At 47.9% G+C, this 17240-nt stretch carries 16 protein-coding genes; 4 read left to right on the plus strand and 12 right to left on the minus strand.

Going from position 1 to position 17240, the window contains the following annotated elements; genetic code table 11:
* Positions 1-202: 202 nt before the first annotated feature.
* From ELAC_RS03735 to ELAC_RS03760, 6 genes are all read right to left on the minus strand, one after another.
* Positions 203-2389 carry an LPS-assembly protein LptD gene (locus ELAC_RS03735; protein WP_098037939.1) on the minus strand — a complete coding sequence of 729 codons (2187 nt, stop codon included), beginning with the start codon at positions 2387-2389 and terminating at the stop codon, positions 203-205.
* Positions 2390-2515: 126 nt separating this feature from the next.
* Positions 2516-4240, minus strand: coding sequence for a HEAT repeat domain-containing protein (locus tag ELAC_RS03740; protein WP_098037940.1), 1725 nt, complete (start codon positions 4238-4240; stop codon positions 2516-2518).
* 34 nt (positions 4241-4274) lie between these two features.
* Positions 4275-4856, minus strand: a complete 582-nt coding sequence (locus ELAC_RS03745; RefSeq protein WP_098037941.1) for a Maf family protein — start codon at positions 4854-4856, stop codon at positions 4275-4277.
* A 2-nt stretch (positions 4857-4858) separates the two neighbouring features.
* Positions 4859-5209, minus strand: a complete 351-nt coding sequence (locus tag ELAC_RS03750) for a hypothetical protein (protein ID WP_098037942.1) — start codon at positions 5207-5209, stop codon at positions 4859-4861.
* 82 nt (positions 5210-5291) lie between these two features.
* Entirely contained in the window at positions 5292-6869 is a 1578-nt protein-coding gene (locus ELAC_RS03755) for a DUF11 domain-containing protein (protein WP_098038191.1), read from the minus strand.
* A gap of 1291 nt (positions 6870-8160) precedes the next feature.
* Complete coding sequence (locus ELAC_RS03760) at positions 8161-9018, minus strand: NAD(+)/NADH kinase (protein ID WP_239414353.1); 858 nt, start codon at positions 9016-9018, stop codon at positions 8161-8163.
* Between the two features lie 140 nt (positions 9019-9158).
* Here ELAC_RS03760 and ELAC_RS03765 point away from each other — a divergent pair, with 140 nt between their 5' ends.
* Positions 9159-9419, plus strand: a complete 261-nt coding sequence (locus ELAC_RS03765; protein ID WP_098037943.1) for a hypothetical protein — start codon at positions 9159-9161, stop codon at positions 9417-9419.
* A gap of 156 nt (positions 9420-9575) precedes the next feature.
* Here ELAC_RS03765 and ELAC_RS03770 read toward each other — a convergent pair whose 3' ends face one another.
* Genes ELAC_RS03770 through xseA form a run of 3 tightly spaced genes read right to left on the minus strand, consistent with a single transcriptional unit; the run spans position 9576 to position 13260 of the window.
* The gene (locus tag ELAC_RS03770) at positions 9576-11501 is read right to left on the minus strand and encodes a 1-deoxy-D-xylulose-5-phosphate synthase (protein WP_098037944.1); all 1926 of its coding nucleotides are present in this window, start codon (positions 11499-11501) and stop codon (positions 9576-9578) included.
* A complete protein-coding gene (locus tag ELAC_RS03775) occupies positions 11501-11767 on the minus strand; it encodes an exodeoxyribonuclease VII small subunit (protein WP_098037945.1) in 267 nt (88 codons plus the stop codon). Before ELAC_RS03775 ends, ELAC_RS03770 begins: the two co-directional genes overlap by 1 nt.
* Positions 11768-11775: 8 nt before the next feature.
* Complete coding sequence (gene xseA / locus ELAC_RS03780) at positions 11776-13260, minus strand: exodeoxyribonuclease VII large subunit (protein WP_098037946.1); 1485 nt, start codon at positions 13258-13260, stop codon at positions 11776-11778.
* A gap of 381 nt (positions 13261-13641) precedes the next feature.
* Between xseA and ELAC_RS03785 the strand changes: the two genes are divergently transcribed.
* Positions 13642-14052, plus strand: coding sequence for a response regulator (locus ELAC_RS03785; protein WP_098038193.1), 411 nt, complete (start codon positions 13642-13644; stop codon positions 14050-14052).
* A gap of 20 nt (positions 14053-14072) precedes the next feature.
* Here ELAC_RS03785 and ELAC_RS03790 read toward each other — a convergent pair whose 3' ends face one another.
* Together ELAC_RS03790 and ELAC_RS03795 are read right to left on the minus strand one after the other, a co-directional pair.
* On the minus strand, positions 14073-14627 hold the full coding sequence (locus ELAC_RS03790) for a hypothetical protein (protein WP_098037947.1): 555 nt from the start codon (positions 14625-14627) through the stop codon (positions 14073-14075).
* A 109-nt stretch (positions 14628-14736) separates the two neighbouring features.
* A complete protein-coding gene (locus tag ELAC_RS03795) occupies positions 14737-15030 on the minus strand; it encodes a hypothetical protein (RefSeq protein WP_098037948.1) in 294 nt (97 codons plus the stop codon).
* Positions 15031-15291: 261 nt separating this feature from the next.
* Between ELAC_RS03795 and tpiA the strand changes: the two genes are divergently transcribed.
* The gene (gene tpiA, locus ELAC_RS03800) at positions 15292-16065 is read left to right on the plus strand and encodes a triose-phosphate isomerase (RefSeq protein ID WP_098037949.1); all 774 of its coding nucleotides are present in this window, start codon (positions 15292-15294) and stop codon (positions 16063-16065) included.
* Positions 16066-16075: 10 nt separating this feature from the next.
* Positions 16076-16372, plus strand: coding sequence for a preprotein translocase subunit SecG (gene secG / locus ELAC_RS03805; protein ID WP_098037950.1), 297 nt, complete (start codon positions 16076-16078; stop codon positions 16370-16372).
* Between the two features lie 161 nt (positions 16373-16533).
* On the opposite strand, the gene def is transcribed toward secG, so the two are convergent.
* A complete protein-coding gene (def, locus tag ELAC_RS03810; RefSeq protein WP_098037951.1) occupies positions 16534-17067 on the minus strand; it encodes a peptide deformylase in 534 nt (177 codons plus the stop codon).
* Between the last annotated feature and the right edge of the window lie 173 nt (positions 17068-17240).

Consider the following 17240-nt stretch of genomic DNA (forward strand, 5'->3'; position numbering starts at 1 on the left):
GATTGAATGATCGTAAACCACCTCATATTTCTAATATTAGGTGGTTTACGATCATTCAATCGCGAGAGCTTTCTCTTTGTCAAAAACCAAGTTTTGAGACACTTTCGGTATACTATAGCTTTTCGTATGAGAAAAGTAAACACGGCGCTTCAATGCGCCTTCTCTGCCGAAATCCCAATTTTGAGACACTTCGCTCTCTTTGTTAAAACTCAATGCAAGGGACGGGGCGGCAGTCGCGCTTGGAGGGGCGGTCTGCGGAAAGCTTGAAGTAAAACGCGAGCCGTTGGTCATCCTCTCTGTGTTGATAAGAGATTTTTAAATTCCAGAAAGACCCTAAGGAGGTATGCAGATCGATCTGGTACTCGTTATAGGATGGCTCATGCTTTCGCCGCCAGCCGGTCCTTGATTGGATATCAACGGCCAGATTATCGGAGAAGCGGTAGTAAATGTGGTAGAGAAGGGTGTCTCTTTCATCCGAGAGCGAGGAGTGGATCAGCTCTTCATAGGGACGGTAAGATTCTAAAATGAAATTTTCGCTGTCGACTTTACGCCATGAAGCCGGACCTCTTGTTCTCCACTCGGTCGCAAAGGCCAGATCAGAGGATATAGTCCATTCAATCCTCCAGTCGAAGGAGTCGATCTGTTTTCTTTCTAAGTTTAGTACAAGGGTGTAAAAGTGGTTCACATTTTCGAAAAGGCGCGTGGCGGCTTTGAAATAAAGCCTTGGTATGGGATCGGGTATTGTCTCCGTGTTAAAAAATGCATACGAATAGATGTCTAAATCGAATGCTTTTTTGATGCATTGCTCCCGGTTTTTAAAGTAGAGGGCGTTTTGAACCCCGAACTTGAGGGTGTTCAGTCGGTACCATCCGTCATCGATATCGAAGATGTAGTGGCGTGCCGGATCGGTTGTGGGAAAGGTGATGTAGGTATAATCCAGGTAGGGCGAGACGACATGCTTCAGATTGTTGTATCTTTTCCACATCTGCATGTTCCAGTTCAGACCGAATATCCCTGAAAGAAGCTCCTTCGGTGTTCCTGTGGGGCTGTCGCCGTAGTAGATGGCATTCAGGGCAGCAGAGGGGGTTATCGTGCCGGCGGAGTTAAGGGTGATGGGGCGATAAAATTCTTGGTTGAGTTCATAGCGTGTGGAGTGATAGTCGCTGACGTTTTGCAGGCTGCGTGCGTAGTCATAGTCGAGATAAGAGAGCTTAAAGGAGTAGTTTGAAATCAGTCCGGTATTGAAAATATTGAAGGGGCGAAGAGCGGCGGAAAAGGTGGGTAGCTCCTGCTTTAAGCTTTGGAAATCGTTGATCTGGACACGCGTCAGAAAATTGGAGACCCAGTCGTACTCTTCATGGTGGATATAAAGCTCGGTTCTTCCGGGTTCGTCAATCTTAAATGATTCATCGTAATAGTCTTCCGCCATGTCCTTGTCGGAAAGCTTATCATAGGAAAACTTGACGCTTGTCTTATCATCGGGCAGATCGCCGAGGTATACCCCTTTTAGCCTGTAGCGTGTTTTTTCATGTGGATTGGAGATGGAATTGTCGTTGGCTATATAGCTGATGGACTGAAAGGAGTGTCTCCTGTCTTTTGTCGACCAATCCGTTTCGATGCCCCCGCCGAGCCCGCGATTTAACCTCCAGTCAAGTCGAAGAAAAGTTTTTAAGCGCTTCCAGGAAAATATCTCATAGGAAAGTCCGAGTTTGGCTCCCTCCTGTCCTCCAAAGCGGACAGTGTATTTGATGGGGGAGTCGAAGATCGTGTCGAGATTTATTTTAAATTTGGGGATCCACAGCATCGGCACGCGCATGATCTTGAAGGTGACATCCCGGCAAGACAAGTCTTTGCACTGATCCAGCCGCGCTGAATCGATCAGGATTTCCCATTCATGGCACGCTGTTTGCGAAGTTGTCACATAGCCATCAAAAAGGGTGTAGCTTCCATCGCTTTCGAGGCGGATGATCTTGCCCCCAAGAAACCACGGCTCTGTCGAGCAGCGGCCTTCCTCAATTGTCCCCGTGTTTGTTTCCAGGTTGAAAACCAGCCGGTCTCCTGTAAAAGCCCAGTTAAAGAACTGCACAAGAAGGTTTCCCTCCGCTGTGATTTGCGTTCCCTCCTCAGTTTTCGTGTAGCTGATGCATGTGCCCTGTATACGTATATTGGGAGCGGAGATAACGCCCCCTTTGCAAGACTTCAGGGTGCCATCGGAAAATTCAGGCTCTTTCAGGTCGACGTAGACCCCTTGTTCGATGAAATCTTCAAGGTTCACTTTCGGCGCTTCGGCCCCAAGTGCCGGGGGCGTAAGCGGAACAACGAAAAAAAAGAGGATATTCAAGAGCAGCAATTTCAGTCGGATTACATCTTTTTTGGAATAGCCAGACATGAAGAGCTAACTCTTTTGCTCGGGTAAATAGGTTATTTATGATTCAGGATAAGGATATCCTTTTTGCCGTTTCTTGAGTAGCAATCCCTTGCTGTCTCCGGTTTTTAAAGAGATGTGTATAAGGGGTCAGAGGGAGGATCTGAGTAGGATACCCGCCAGGGCGTAGCGGTTTTTGGAGTTGCCATAGGCGATCATGTTCAGAAGGATATCCAGTCCGCGCTCATCTTGCGTTCTTGCGAAGCTCTCAAAAGACTCCACCAGGAGGCGGGAGCGCTCTTCCCAGGACAGATCGAAGCGGCTGGTCTCTTCACGCAGTTGAAATGGCAACAGGGGGCGCAGCTGGATCATGGGAATGTTCATTTCCGACTGGATCCAGTCCCGCAGGTTGTCGAAATAGGGACCTTCGACACCCAGTCTGTAGAGAGCCAGATTGGCGTAGCTTCTCACTAAGGGGGCGCCCACGAGTTGGGAGGCCTGTTTGAGAAGTGCTATGGCCTGTTCGGTTTGCATCCGTTCCAGGATTGCGGCAAGCTCGGGAGCTAGATCGTCTTGTCTTTGTTCAAAGAGTGTTTTGGCAAGCAGCAAGAATTCCTTTTCCTTCAGCAAAGAGGCTTTGCCAAGAAGGCTCTCTTTGTGTTTTAGGGAGAGTTCTGCCAGCAGGGGGGCATCCGCGAGATTTTCCTTGGCCGAAGGAATTGTTTTATAGAAGAAGAGCGTTTTGCCGTAGGAATAGGATTTGCTGATGGCCAAATCTCTTGAGTCTCGCATTAATATCTCTGCCACGCCGCGGAGGGATCTTGCGTCTTTCATCTCGAGCAGTGCGATCGATGCGTTGAGGCGCACCAAGAGATCAGAATCTTGCGCGAGGCGAGCGAGCACCTCTTCGGTTCCCGGGATTTCTGCGAGGGAGGCGATGGCAAAGAGGTTCTTTCCTTTTGCCAGGGCGATTATATCCTCTTTTCTGTCCTCCTCGCCGCAAAGGTAAAGTGCCTTGAGGGCGGCTAATCTCACTTGGTCTGAGGGATGCTTTGCGAGCGTTTCGAGTCTTCTTATGGAGGTTTCGTCTTTGAAGGCGCCGAAAGCAAAAGCGCACGCCTCCAGCTGAGCTATGTCGAGTTGGAGGGATAGGCTTCTTACCATCGGGAGAAAATCGTCTCTTCGGTGCCGGGCGACATTTAGGATGGTCGGCACTCTCACTTCAGACTGCTTGTGCATGAGCAGCTTTTTGATCTGGCGGTTGGCTTTAGGGTCGTCCATCAAGAGAAAAAAATCGGAAAAGAGACCTAGAATGTCCCCATCAAGCTTGAAGAGCAGGGCTTCCGCCTGTATAAGGGCCATGGGGTGTCTGGCGATCGAAAGCTTGTGGATGGCCTCCAGGCGTATCGGCAGCCAGTTAGAGCGGAGGGCCTTCAGAAGCATCTGTTCGGAGTCTTCCTGGGAGAACGACGAGATGAAGTTCAGCGCTATCAAGTTGAATTCGGGAATTTCGCTTTCTAAGGCATTTGAGAGGATGTGTGATGTTCTTTCGTCGAGCGATATCCCGGCTCCGAAGAGGGTGAGAAGCTGGATTTCAGGGTCTTTTGCGTTAGCTCCGCTTTCGAGCAGACCTACTCCTATCGCGCGCAAGAGCTCGGTTTTGTGTTTACCCTCCTCTTGCTGCATCTGACGATATAGTTCGATGGCTTTGCGGACCCTTCCTGATCCGGAAAGATATTGCAGCTGGCTAGCGGCGTTGGGGTTAAAGCTGTTTTTAACAGCCACCTCAGGTTTTGACGAGAGTGTATTTTCGGCGTGGAGCTGCCCTGCAAAAGCAAGAGCGGCGAAAATTAGGAGGGCGTTTGCATACCTCATGAGGGGCGCGTTCCTTCTCTTAATTTTGTAGCTCCTACAGGTTGTTCCACAAGTTCACACCGTGCTTTTGCAAAAGCCGGCCCATGGTATTGACCGGGAGTCCCATGACGTTGAAGAAACACCCTTCTATTCTCCGTATCAGCAAAGAGCCCGATCCCTGAATGGCATAGCCACCGGCTTTATCCTTCCAATCGATGTGCGAGTGGTAGTGAAGGATTTGTTCCTTGGTGAGAGGGTTGAAGAGGACTTGGGTCTCTTCATAATCGGAGTCAATTCCCAATGCGGAGGCAACGGAGACACCTGAAAAGACTGAGTGCCACTTCCCTTGCAGTTCGTTTACGTATTCGAACGCTTCTTCTTTTGTGGTGGGTTTGCCAAATACACGGCCTTCACGGTAGACGGTTGTATCTGCTGTGATGACGACTTTTGTTTCATGCCGGGGTAGCAGCATTTGCATCTTCCCTTCAGCGATGGTGATGACATATTCGGCAGGAGATCCTGTAAAGGGGACGGACTCCTCGTCAAAGTCGGGGGAGGCTTGTTCGAAAGGCAGCTTAAAATAGCTGATGATCTCTTTTCGTCTGGGTGAGCTGGATCCGAGTATAATTTTTGTCATGTCTAAAATAGCATTAATTGGGCGATAGCGACGTAATGTAAATTGTCGACAGATGGGGTTTCTAAGAATTCCTTAAGCCGTGCACGGACAGCTTTGCCTTCTAACTCCAGCTCAGATATCGTAGTACGGTCTTTCTGAATATACCTTCCAACATATTTTTTGTCTTGAAATACAATTTCTTGAACTTCCCCGGGATTTGAAGCGCTGACAATGCGGGCTTCTTTCCATTTAGAGCTTTTAGAGAGGTCATAGGCTAAATCGGCTGTGAGGGGAAAGCCAACGAAAATCGTTGTGGCGACAGGATCTTTTTGATCATTGTTTTCAATAGGCTGGGATAAGGATCGTTTTTCCATTAGAAATTTCCAGAGAAGAGATCCAAAAAAAACAGGGCGGCTTGTGGCCGCCCTGTTCGACTAATCTTAACTTATATCAAGATTAGTTAACGATGGTGCTTTCTTGTTGTACGATCGGTTTCTTGATGGATTCCGAACTTACTTCAGCAACAACGCGTGCATCGCCCGAGGATTTACCTCTAGCATTGATACGATATACCAATGTCTGTCTTGGGGCGAAGTTGTTGTGTGGCTCGAATGTTACAGTTTGACCGTTGATCGCGCCAGGAACTTCTCCACCGAGGCTCTCCGGAGTGATTTCCGGTGGGAAGCGCACGACGAGAACTACGTTCTGGTCAGATTCGGATCCTTGGTTGGTGACTTCGACGCAATAGCTTGTCGGTTCGCCAATGCAGATCGGGTCTGCTGTATCATTGATGCACATTGTCAGAGCAGGACGTCCTCTCCAACGTGTTGTGAATTCGCAGCAGCGGTTGCAGCCTTGGCAGTTAGTCATGCTAACGCGGTTGGTGAAGCAGCCTGGTGTGCAAGTTGTCAACGTGATGTTGAAAGTTGCTTTTTCGCCAGCATTTAATTGCTTAACTTTCCACTGGGCTTGGTTGCCGCTGATTTTTGCTCCAGGAGCCGCTACGATGGATGTCGCGTTGGGCGCATGGTCAGTTACTACAACCTCTGTTAAAGGTTTGTCGCCTGTGTTGGTCACAGTGATCGTGTAGTCGGCGTTTTTGCCGATTGCCACTTCTTTAGGACCAGTTTTTACGCACTCAGCACATTCTGCGCAGACGATGCACTTGGAAGAGCAAGAGGATGGTTCTGCGTTGCAGGCAGTGGCGGTCACTGTGTTGCAGATTTCGCCGCGCTTGCAAGCTGTGAAGCACATATTGATCTTCTTTGTCTGGCAGGGCTCTAAGTTGCCCAGGTTGAATGTCAGGGTTCTCAAGCCGCTGGAGTGCTCAAGTCCTTCAGGTACGTTGTCCGTTACAACTACGCCAGTCGCTGTGCAGCTTCCTCTGTTGGTTACTGTTACAGTGTAGTTGATTGGATCGCCGGGAGTGCACTCTTCAGGTCCGCACTTGGAGCAAACCAGAACAGGCTTGGCGCAAAGGAGGGAGCAGAATCTGACAGGCTTCGCGCTAGCGCAGAAGCATGCACAGAGTTCGCCTTCACACTCGCATCGTACCCAGATTTTGGCTGAGATGCACTGGCCTTTGCTCATTCCGCCAAAGTTCCAGGTAACTTTTTTACCTTGAACAGTCGCTTCTGGCTGGCTTCGTACATAGCTGACGCCGTCTGGAAGAGTCGTTGTGACTTCTACATCACAGACGTCATCGCAAGCTTTCACGTCAAATTCCAGAGGATATTGATCGCCAAGCATGCACATTTCCGGGTTGCGGGCTGAAACGGTGATTCCGTCTAAGCAGCACAACTCGTTTGAGTGCGGATGACAGCATCTGGGTAACGGCTTGCAAAGAGGCTCGGGACCGCATGGATCGCAGGGATCGCATACTGGTTCGCAAGTCTCCACGCAAACCGGACCACATGGGTTGCAGGGGTCGTAACAGGAGGAAGAGTAGTAGCTTCCTCTTGAACAACCTACCCACAACAGAGCTGCCGCGCACAGGAGAAACAACGAGGAAAGTACTCGCGTTTTATTTCTCATGAGAATGTCTCCTTTGTTTGTTTGGAGTAGTTGAATTTTTTTTGCCCTTTCTTTGACTGGGCCTGAAAGGGCTGATTTTTCAATCAACTCTCTTTTGCCAAATTTTTCAGTTTCAAGCAAATGATTTAAAACGTTTTTTGTATATCTGCCTATTCCGTGCCAATATCTCTTTGAACGATCTCTCCGCGCGAAATCTCCTCTTTGTTCATGTGGGCGATAAAATTTGAAATTGCACTCAGAAAATTTTGTGATTTTTTTAAACGTTTTACCCTATCGAGCGCGAAGCGTATTGATTTGAATTAGTGGACAATCCCTAAAAGCGTGCTTTTTTTGTAGGGGCTGATTTTTCTATCTGTCCGAATAGGAGCTTCTTAGTAGTAGCCATTTAGACACCTGCGTTACACCAAACATCATACGTTACCGGCCTGAGGATGCACTCTCATAAGCCTAAGATTGACATTCGGTAAAGAAGGAAATCGATTCGGAAACCTGTCTCGTTGGGAATATCCTGCCTCATGGTGGTTTGTGAGGCCTCAAGTGCTTCAGCAGGCTTTAAATGAAGGGCTTTTAACGATATAGCGTACAATTTGGCATCAAGAGCTTTCTCTTTGTGAAGCCGTTAGTTTTGATATATTTTTCGTGTAGCTCAACTATTTCAGTGGATCTTCTCGTTCACTATCTATCGTAGAGTGGCGTCCGCTTACGCCCTACGACGCAGAAAATTCCAAATCAACTACCGCTCATTTTAGATTCGTTGGAGCAATGGTATGAAGGATCCTTAAAAGAGCTGTACTTGTTGTTGTCTTTGCGGGGATTTTGTTTTGGTGAATTACTCGGGGAGGTTTAGTCGGGGGAGGGGTCACGGGGTTTTGCAACCCCGTGAACAGCCGTGCTGTTATTAGTAGCAGCAAGGATCACAAGGTTTTGGGCAGCAGGGCTTTGGTGGGCATGGTTTTTCACAGCATGGTTTTGGTGGGCATGGTCTTGGACATGGATCACAACAAGGATCTGTGTCGCAGCAGCAGCCTACTAATACAAAAGCTGTGACAGCCAGGGCTGCCATCGAAGCTAGTTTCTTGTACATACTATACTCCTAATTTTAGGGTTTCGTTTGGTGAAAATTTTTCTTTGGCCTTTTAGCCTTGTCGTTAAGGGGCTTTTGGCCAAATGACTTATTTCAAGTAGATACTCCTAAATTTAAAATTGCGCCAGCACATTCTTAATAATTCGTTGACAGTTTTTGGCAACGGTCTGTTCTTCAGTCTTTTGCGATGCAGTCTTGAATGTTGGTTCAAGCTTTTAGCTTCCCTGTCCACCCTAATTTTTTTCTCAAAGTCGAGAAGTAGTCATGGTGCGGCAGACTGATTAGCCTGAAATAGCGCTTTGAGGCACTGACGTGAAAGACTTCTCCGGTCGCCACTGTGAAATGAGCGAACCCGTCATAGGTCACTTCCACGGGCTCATAGTCGCTGATGTACTGAATTTGGATTTCCGTTTTTGGCATCAAGACAATCGGCCTGTTGGATATGGTGTGGGGACTGATAGGTGTGATAACAAAGGCTTCCAGTTCCGGGGTCACGATCGGTCCGCCGGCAGCAAGCGAATAGGCTGTTGATCCGGAGGGAGTTGAAATGATGATGCCGTCGGCAGAGAAAGTATTCAGATAGATGCCGTCGACATGGATGGCAAGGTCTACCAGGCATGGGTTTTGTGCTCTGTGAATGACAATTTCGTTTAGGGCAATGCACGATTGCAATGAGGTGGTAGTGCCCTCCATCATCAGGCGGTTTTGTACTTTATAGTTGCCCTGAATCAAATCTTCCAGTGTCGGATAGATCTCTGTCACAGGAACATCGGCCATAAACCCTAAACTCCCAAGGTTGATGCCGACAATTGGCGCGGTGATTTCGGGATGCCGCTGCACAAGGCGTAATATTGTGCCATCGCCACCCAGCGAGATTACGATATCGATCTCTTTGGGATTAACGGACGAAAGTGGTAGGGCACCGATATGGCTGGCCTCTTGGTCTTCAGCCACGACCCGGATTTTTCTTTGTAGCAAAAACTCTTTGATGCCGATGGCAATGCTCGTCGAGTGCTGTTTTTGTATGTTTGGAAAGAGGGCGATAGTCGTTGGTTTTTTTTCCACAAAAGCTCCACAGTCAGCTGGTATTGGTTGATGTTCATGCGCATTTGTCGCATGGAAATTTTCATTAAGTAGTGCCAAAAATTTATGTTTGATAGGTTCTTTGTTTTTTATCCAAAAGGCTCGGATAGAACGAAAGTGTCGTGAAATTTTGGATTTTGAGACTCTTTCGGTATAACTTCAAGAATATCGGTAAAAAGAAGCTGTTGGTAGATGAAGTCTCTTTGAATCGAATCGATGCAGCATTGAATTTAGCAGGTATCCACGTCACCTTGTTCTATCAGGGATCTACCCATTGCGAAGCGAAACAGCTCTTCTATCAGTTTATGTTGCTGATGGAGAGAAATGTAGGGGATATATCCCTTGGAATGGACTTTGCGGGATATCCCTTTTGCGCTGTGTGACATGCAGCGTTGTTGCAAAAGCATAGCAGCGATGATTTCAAATCATTCAATTTAGCGGGAAAGATACTGATTTGAGTTTGTCGATAGCCGCATTGTACCGAAAGTGTCTCAAAGCACTCATGCCAAATTTTGAGACACTTTTGGTACCAGCAAGATTTAACGAGCTTCTGTTTGCGTCATGTTTTTTTGGCCCGAGTCCTGCTTCAAATTCAGTCGTTGGACTAAGTTGGCGACAATCTTGTCTTTGGTCAAGCCAATCGAGTCTAACAGGTCGCTGAGTTTACCTTGCTCAATGAACGTCTCGGGAACGCCATAATTGATGGACTGGACGTTGGAGAAGCCGTTGGTGAGAAGGTGGTGGTTGACAATGGAGCCAAGGCCCGTCATGACCGAATGCTCTTCGATCGTCACGATGGTTGAATGGGTGAGCAGCAGATCTGTCAATAGGTCGGTATCGAGGGGCTTTACAAAAACAGGATCGACAACCGTGGCGTCAATGCCATACTCTTTAAGCTCTTCTTTGACTGCAAGGGCTGTATAGACCATAGCTCCAAGTCCGATCAGAACAATTCCTTTTCCAGAGGAGAGGATCTCGCCTCTTCCTAAAATTCTCGTTTCTATCGGACGCCCTGTCTCTATTGTTTCTATGTTCGGATAGCGGATAGCTACCGGACGATTCCAGGCAAACGCGCTTTCAAGCAAGTCTTTGAGCAGATCGCCGTCCCGTGGCTGCGCAATGACCATGTTAGGCATCGCATTCAGGAAGCTGATGTCGTAGATCCCGTTGTGAGTTTGGCCGTCTCCGCCGGCAATGCCTGCCCGGTCAATTGCAAAAACCACTCTAAGCTCTTGCAGGCAGACGTCGTGGAAAAGGTTGTCGAAGGCTCTTTGTAGAAAGGTGGAATAGACTGAAGAGACCACTTTTAAGCTTCCGCCGTGTGCCAACCCTCCGCAGAAGGTAACAGAGTGCGACTCGGCAATTCCCACATCTAGACAGCGTTCTGGATATTTTTGGACGAAAGGATCGAGGCATGAGCCGCAGGACATGGCCGGGGTTACAGTCACGATCGTTTCATCGCGATCAGCCATTTCCAGGATGTGTCTGCCGAAAATTTTGGGGAATGTCGGTTTGTTGGAGGCGGTCGGAAGGAATTTTTGCGTGTTCACACAGAACGGTTTCGCTCCATGCCAAGTGACTGGATTTTTTATTGCCTCTTGCATCCCCTGGCCCTTCCTGGTCAAGAAGTGGAGGATCACCGGCCAGGAGGAGTTTTTAACGCCTTCCAGCGCATCGATGACTTGCTTAAGATCGTGTCCATCGATAGGGCCGATGTAGGAGAGGCCAAAATGTTCAAAAAAAGCAGCGGGGCTGAAGAGGTTTTTTATCGATTCGGTGATTTTTTGACCTTGATGGGAGAGCTTCGTTCCATAGCCGGGCACTCTCTTAACCAGCGCATCCAGCTCCTGGCTCAGCCAGTTTGTCGTGGGGCTGTTGACCATGCGGCTTAGGATTTGTGTGATAGCCCCAACGTTCTTGGAGATAGACATCTCATTGTCATTTAAGATCACGATGAATTTCTTTAGATCGCGGGAGATGTTGTTCAGTGCCTCGAGCGAAAGGCCGCAGGTCAGTGTAGCGTCGCCGATGATCGGAAGAACATATTCATCCCCATGGAGGAGGTCGCGTCGCTTGGCGACACCGAGCGCCAGCGAGAGGGCTGTCCCGGCGTGCCCGGCATAAAAGTGGTCGTGCTCCGATTCTTTGGGATGGCTAAAGCCGGACAGGCCGTTTGTCTGCCTGATTGTAGTGAAGCGACTGTTTCTTCCCGTCAGTAATTTATGAACATAACTTTGGTGGCTGACATCAAAAATAATTTTGTCGTGAGGGGAGTTGAAAACCTTATGGAGGCCGATGGTCAGCTCGATGATGCCGAGGTTTGAAGCCAAATGTCCGCCTGTTGTGGACAGCACGGAGATGATGCGTTCTCTGATTTCATCACGCAAATTTTCCAGTTCGGTTAGCGAGAGCTGCTTGAGGTCTTCGGGCTGGGCGATTGCGTTTAAAAGCGGGTATTCTTTCATTATTGCGCCGCTCCGTTTTTAGGCGGTGAGAACTCTTGTGTTGCGGGCCTTTTATCGTCACCCATGACCAACTCTCCGTCTCGGTTTTTGATCAGTGTTTCAATCTTGGTTTCAGCATCCTGCAGTTTTTTGGCGCAGAACTGTATGAGAGAATCTCCCTCTTCATAGAGTTTCAGTGAGTCGTCGAGCGCGATGGCGTCCTGATTCATTTTCTCAACGATCTCTTCCAGTCTCGCAAAGGCGCTTTCAAAGGTGTGCTGGGTCATAAGGAGTGCTATTTTTCTTTCAGGCGGTGAGTGAAGCGAGCAGCGGCTTTGCCATCCGATAGCATCACCGTGAAATTTTGCTCATTTTCCAATTGGTCAAGCGATTTTATAACGGAATTTCCCTTTTCGGAAAAGAGAATACTATAGCCTCTTCCGAGGAGATTCTTGGGATCTTGAGCCTGCATCAACTCCTGAATGTGGTGCAGTCTGCGTGTTTTGAAAATTATCAGACGTTTGATGGCGTCATCCAGATTTTTTCGCCAATGAGTGGAGCGGACGCGGTCTTTCAGGCGCCGCACTTGCCCCACTGCCGATGCTTGCAGCAGCTCTTTGCTTTTTTGGATCAACGATCTAAACGAGAGGGTTTTTAAGCGGATTAACTGATTGAGTCTGTCATTGACGTGTTTAAGCTTTTGTTTTCGCAAAAGCAGTTTCGCGGTCGGCTTTTCACTGTCCAGTCTTTTGGCGAGGTGCGCCCGGCGCAGTTTCAAAGTTTCAAGCAATGAGCGCATCTTAAGATCGAGCACCTCTTTTTCATCATCGAGAGCCTGCGCTTTAGCACCGATTAGTCGGTAAGGATCTTTAAAAACCTGAGACTTTGCAATCTGCATCAGGTGGATTTTTAAAGTAGCAACGTGCTTTCGGAGAGCTGAACTCAAGCCGCGTTGCATTTTGCCGACAGTGGCCGACAAAGCGCTTTTATCCGGCACCACCATTTCAGCTGCCGCCGATGGCGTCGGCGCCCTTAAGTCGGCGACATATTCCGCGATGCAGTGGTCGGTTTCGTGGCCGACAGCACAGACAACAGGAATTCTACTGAAGAAAATCGCTTCGGCGACAATCTCTTCATTGAACGCAAAAAGATCTTCCATGCTGCCACCGCCGCGTCCAACGATTAGGACATCGGCGAGATCGTGCGCGTTGAATTGTTTGATCGCTGCCGCGATCTCCTCGGCAGCTCCGGCTCCTTGCACTTTGACAGGGTTCAAGAGGATGTGAACTCCAGGGTAGCGTCTGCTCAGTACATTGCAGATATCCTGAATGACGGCACCGGTGGGGCTTGTGACCACGCCAATCCGTTTGGGGTTTTTTGGCAGCGCTTTTTTTCTGGATTTGTCAAACCAGCCTTTTTTGTGGATTTTTGCTTTCAGCTCCTCAAGACGAAGTAGCAGCTCACCGAGGCCGGCCAACTTGAGCTCTTTCACGACAATTTGGTAGCGGCCGCCGGCTGGATAGACATTCATGGCGCCTTTTATGATGACGCTGTCGCCGTCTTTAAACGGCTTTTCCAGCGATGCGGCATCCCCTCTGAACATGACGCAAGCTATTTGTGCGGATTCATCTTTTAGGGAAAAGTAGAGGTGACCCGAGGACTGCTTTTTAAAATTGCTGATTTCCCCGCGCACTGACACAGCGGGAAATGTTTTTTCGAGACAAAATTTGACAGCATTGGAGATCTCGGATACAGATAAAATGATTTCGTCTTGCGCCATCGTGGAAGTTTTATTGTTATTGGTGAAAAACTCCTTGAAGAGTAAGCGAGCCCGTTCACTTTTGCAAGGGGGAAAAGCGAGTCGGAGAGTCTTTGAATGCTTAGGCCCCACTCCAGTACAGCTAATTCATTGTGGGCCTTTGGGAAAGGTATTGTCTCAAGATCCCCGATTATGGGGCGGTATTGGTTTTGAAATTTCTATACCGAAAGTGTCTCAAAATTTGGTTTTTGGCAAAGAGAAAGCTCTCGCGATTGAATGATCGTAAGCCACCTAATATTAGAAAATATGAGGTGGCTTACGATCATTCAATCCCGAGGCTTTCTCAAAGCCAAAATCCCAAGTTTTGAGATACTTTCGGTATACATATCGAAGAGGCAATCGATGCAGGGATCGGTCCCTAAAAGTTTAAAACGCGTTTTGGTGATTGACGATTATTTTTTGAACCGCGAGCTTGCGGTCGATCTGGTTAAAATGCTGGGATTTTCCGTCGATGCCGCAGCAACTTCCTCGGAGGCGATGACGCTCTTTCTTAAATATCACTATGATCTTGTATTGATGGATATTGAGATGCCAGGTATGGACGGCTATCAGCTGACTGAAGAGATTAGAAAAGTGAAGAAAGAGATTAAGATTGTGGCTTTTACGGCTTATGCAATGCCGGGAGATAAAGAGAAGTGCTTAAATGCCGGCATGGATGACTATCTCAGTAAGCCGGTGGAAATTGACCAATTTGAGAGAATTCTCCTAAAGCATTTGGACGAGAACCTCAATAAAGGAGGCAGCATCTGCTAAGATGCTGCCCTCATAGGACCTTAGATGCTCATCATCATAGGGACGAGTACGTTCGGGTTGTCACCCTCTTCGAATGAGTTGCCCTTGAGATTTTCTGTCGTTTTTATGACGATGTTCATTTGCCACTTCAAGGCGGTGACCGGTGCGACAACACCTACGGTGTGGATCCCGATACCGGCGAAGTTGATCATCGTTCTTCCGAGCGCCAGTCTGAATTCATTGTTCAGAAGGTCGACTTGTCCGAACGAAAAAGCGCAAGCAATGGCTGTAAAAACAAGTTTTACAACGTTGGTAATCAGGTTTAAGATGCTTTCCGGGATATGGCAGAAGTGCGTTGCAGCTAGGGCCACGCGTCTTCCGAAGCTGACGCCTTCGCGATTGCCTCCAGCTAATTCCCAGAGTTCAATCTCTTCTTTCGTGGGTTCTCTCGTCTGAGTTGCTGGGTTGTAGTCTTGATCATCGGCATATCTTGGATTGAAGTTTGCTTCACCCTGATATTTCGACTTGTAGGCGAACTCACCGTGAAATTCTGGGTTGTAGTCAAATGAATGAGGGGTAGAGTAGTTAGGAATCATGTTAATCTCCTGTTTTTTAAGATAATATAAATAATTGTTTCTGGGTATTTTAACCTGTTTTTAATTAAACAGCAAACCGAAATGTGCAGTTGGCATTGTGGTCAATGTTTTATGATTTTTGATATTCTCGCAGTGTCGCAAAAAAATGAGACGCTTTCGGTATAAGCAGGCGCGGTTTGGCAGTCCATGCGAGCGCCTTGGTTGTTAGCGCTAATTTTACGATATTAGTGACAATATTGAAGAGTCGCTCGGGGATGTGTAGCAGGTGAGTGGCTGCGAGTTCGGCGCGCGTTAAAAAGCCTACACCCCGGGGCCCTTCAACAGAGTAGCAAAGAGTCTGTGCATCTCGGAGTAGCGGGTGGATATTGCCAATGGTGTACGGACCATTAAAATCGTAAATCATAGAGTACTCCTTTTATTTTTAGCGAGAAAAAGCATTATATTATTAATTGATTAATCGGTCAACAAGTAAATTGATCGTTCGTTCATTTCTTTGTGGGTCGCTCCTGACTATTGAGCTGTACGGTTGCGAGGTGTTTGCGGTGAGGACGGGTGGGAGGCGTGCAGTCTTCTTAATTTTTAAGGGAGTCTAAGAGCAAAGTTTGAAGTTTATTTCACGGGTTTATATAATCCTGTATTTCATCAATAAAGAGAAAAGTAGCGTATGGAGTCGGAAGCAAGCGTCATCATCGCCGGCAACTGGAAGATGTACAAAACCAACATCGAAGCTGTCGATTTCATCAGGAAACTCGGAGAGAAAATCGCCCCCACCAAGGCGCAAGTTCTTCTCGCCGTTCCTTTTACCGCTATCGCGCCCGCCGCGAAAGAGGCGGAAGGATCCCTGATAGAAATCGGGGCGCAGAATATGAACGATGCCTCCGAAGGGGCATTTACAGGCGAAGTGGCGGCCAAGATGCTGATCGACGCCGGAGCGAAATTTGTCATTCTCGGCCACTCCGAAAGAAGACGCTATTTCAATGAAGATGACGCCTTCATCAACCGCAAGGTAAAAAGAGCTCTAAAGGAAGGGCTTAAAGTTATCTTGTGCGTTGGCGAGTCACTAAGCGAGCGGGAGGCGGAGAAGACTGAAGAAATTCTCCAAAATCAGCTAAAAGCCTGCCTCGATGGCGTTTCAGAAAATGACATTAAGCATTTGATTATCGCCTACGAGCCCGTGTGGGCGATTGGCACCGGTCTGAATGCAACAGCGCCAGTCGTTGAGGAGACTCATCTTGTCATCCGACAAATTTTAGCCACGCTTTACAGCGAAGAGGTGGTTAAAAAGGTATCTATCATTTACGGAGGCTCTGTAAAACCGGCAAACGCCCAGGCTTATATCGACGAGCCGAATATCGATGGGCTCTTAGTTGGCGGCGCTTCCCTTGATCTCGATACATTTGATCAAATAGTCAATTACCAACACCACGCAAACACATAAAGGTTCGACAATGGTCTCATTTTTTTATTTCACAGCACTGACCTTCTTTCTGATTTTAGCAGTCCTCCTGAGCGCGATGATCTACATCCAGGAAGGCAAGGGAGGCGGACTGGGGGCTGCATTTGGAGGCGAGGCGCAGGATTCCCTTTTCGGAACATCGACAGCAGACATCCTGAAAACAATCACAGGTTACATGGCAGCCGTGTTTTTAGTGCTTTGCGTGCTTCTCTCTCTCTGGACTTCATCCATGGGAAGATCGCAGAATATCGCTGACGAGTCTGTTATTGAAGAGATTCAGGCTGAATAGCAAATTTAGTGGCTTGCACTACGGGATAATCGCCTGTCAGTAGCATTCAAGTAGCTGCTTCACTCCTGAATTGACAATACCGAAAGTATCCTAAATTTTGAGTCGCTTTCGGTATATAAGCCCGCTCCAAAAGAGCGGGTTTTTTTGTGTGGGCAGGTCGGCTATTGTCCGAGGTGATAATCTTTTTTGATCTGTTTGAGCTTTTTTTCCATTTCGTCCCGTTCTTTTCCCTTGATCCGGTCGATAAAGAGCACTCCGTTCAGATGGTCGTTCTCATGGCAGACACAGACGGAATCCAGTCCTTCCAATTCCTCTTCAAAAGCGTTGCCATCGATATCAAGGGCTCTAATTTTGACCCGAAAGGGGCGGGAAACCTCGCCTCTTAAGCCGGGGATGGAAAGGCATCCTTCATTATAGACAACCTTGTCGTCGCTGAATTCAATAATCTCGGGATTGATGTAGACTTTGACCTGGCCTGGCTGAAGTCTGCCTTCATCGTCTTTTTTAGGCACCGCAGTCACAAAAATACGCAGCAAGCTTCCTACTTGATTTGCCGCAAGTCCGATGCCGTTTTCCAAAAACATGGTTTCCACCATATCTTGAGCAAGCTGTTTGACTTCCGGCGTGAGCGAGCCCACCGGTTGTGCTTTCTTTCTTAAAAGGGGATTTCCGTAGTAGGTGATTTTCAGGCGCATCGTTGCTATCTATTGATGAGGTTTGTTTCTTAAGGCTGCTGCCGGATTGGAATTCTGGTGTGTGTCTGAAGATTTTTTATTCCATCCTGGTTCAAAAAGCTCCCAAAACGAAAGAAAGCGAATCCCATAATATCCTCTAAGGGACTGTTCACAAACTAAAATCGCATGAGATC

The organism is Estrella lausannensis, assembly GCF_900000175.1.
In the GTDB taxonomy this organism is placed as follows: domain Bacteria; phylum Chlamydiota; class Chlamydiia; order Chlamydiales; family Criblamydiaceae; genus Estrella; species Estrella lausannensis.

Coding starts and splice junctions, on each gene's coding strand:
- ELAC_RS03790 (WP_098037947.1), bottom strand. CDS start 14,627: ATGATTCCTAACTACTCTACCCCTCATTCATTTGACTACAACCCAGAA.
- ELAC_RS03735 (WP_098037939.1), bottom strand. CDS start 2,389: ATGTCTGGCTATTCCAAAAAAGATGTAATCCGACTGAAATTGCTGCTC.
- ELAC_RS03750 (WP_098037942.1), bottom strand. CDS start 5,209: ATGGAAAAACGATCCTTATCCCAGCCTATTGAAAACAATGATCAAAAA.
- ELAC_RS03785 (WP_098038193.1), top strand. CDS start 13,642: ATGCAGGGATCGGTCCCTAAAAGTTTAAAACGCGTTTTGGTGATTGAC.
- ELAC_RS03775 (WP_098037945.1), bottom strand. CDS start 11,767: ATGACCCAGCACACCTTTGAAAGCGCCTTTGCGAGACTGGAAGAGATC.
- ELAC_RS03745 (WP_098037941.1), bottom strand. CDS start 4,856: ATGACAAAAATTATACTCGGATCCAGCTCACCCAGACGAAAAGAGATC.
- def (WP_098037951.1), bottom strand. CDS start 17,067: ATGCGCCTGAAAATCACCTACTACGGAAATCCCCTTTTAAGAAAGAAA.
- ELAC_RS03795 (WP_098037948.1), bottom strand. CDS start 15,030: ATGATTTACGATTTTAATGGTCCGTACACCATTGGCAATATCCACCCG.
- ELAC_RS03755 (WP_098038191.1), bottom strand. CDS start 6,869: ATGAGAAATAAAACGCGAGTACTTTCCTCGTTGTTTCTCCTGTGCGCG.
- tpiA (WP_098037949.1), top strand. CDS start 15,292: ATGGAGTCGGAAGCAAGCGTCATCATCGCCGGCAACTGGAAGATGTAC.
- ELAC_RS03770 (WP_098037944.1), bottom strand. CDS start 11,501: ATGAAAGAATACCCGCTTTTAAACGCAATCGCCCAGCCCGAAGACCTC.
- secG (WP_098037950.1), top strand. CDS start 16,076: ATGGTCTCATTTTTTTATTTCACAGCACTGACCTTCTTTCTGATTTTA.
- xseA (WP_098037946.1), bottom strand. CDS start 13,260: ATGGCGCAAGACGAAATCATTTTATCTGTATCCGAGATCTCCAATGCT.
- ELAC_RS03740 (WP_098037940.1), bottom strand. CDS start 4,240: ATGAGGTATGCAAACGCCCTCCTAATTTTCGCCGCTCTTGCTTTTGCA.